Below are 889 nucleotides of genomic sequence, written 5' to 3' on the forward strand. Positions count from 1 at the left end.
GGCGCGCCGTGCAGCACCGTGCCCAAGATACCGAGCAGGCCCCAAGCCGGCAGCAGCAGCGCGGTCGGCCACGCGGCCGTGGGCCAGCGCCACAGTGCCTGCAGGCTCAGCAGCACGGCGCTGACGGCGGCGATCAGTGCGACGCAGGCGGCCCACTCATGCGGTGCCGCCACCCACTGGTCAAGGACGATGCCCGCCGCGACGGCGAGCCACACCGTGCCCCAGCCGACCAGAGCGAACGCGACGCCGGCATGCCACGGCCGGCTGTCATCGCGGCCGAGGAATCGGGCAGCGCCCAGCCCTGCCGCGGCGATCAGCAGCGCATTCAGCAACTGCGATGCCGCATGAAGGCCGTCCAGGTCATCGCGAGACATCGACATCACCAGCGTGGCGCCACCCAGCGCCATCAACGCCAGGCCGCTCGCTAGCACGCGCAGGCGTCGCTGGCGCAGGCTCAGCCATACCGCACCGACACCTTCCAGCGCCCAGGCACCGGCGGTGGCCTCGGCGCTGAGCGCGAATGGAATGACCAGCGTGCCGAACACGGCGCCGAGCGCGATGAAAGCCTCGAACACCAGGGCATGCGCCGGGCGGCGCCGCACCCAGGCGGCCAGGCCCGCGTAGGCCGCGCCGATCAGCAGCGCAGCAAAGGCGATGGCCATCGAGTCGGGCTTGAGCAGCGCGTACTGCATCGCCGAAGCGAAGACAGGCACGCCGAACAACAGCGTGGCTTGCAGCCAGACCTCGGGTGCTTGTGCGCGGCGGCCCGGCATCAGCAGCACGGCGGTGAACAGCAGCCAGAAGGCGATCAGGAAGCCCTGGGCGACGGCGTAGTCGGCGGGCGTATAGGCCGTCAGTCCCCAGGCACTCGCGATGAGGGCGGTGAAGC

At 71.2% G+C, this 889-nt stretch carries 1 protein-coding gene; it reads right to left on the reverse strand.

The annotated features are described in order from the left end of the window. Positions 1–889, reverse strand: an 889-nt coding sequence (locus tag AC1DU6_RS33245) for a DUF2339 domain-containing protein (protein WP_477862589.1), incomplete at both ends; no start/stop codon positions are given.

Source organism: Roseateles sp. P5_B10, from assembly GCF_056400485.1.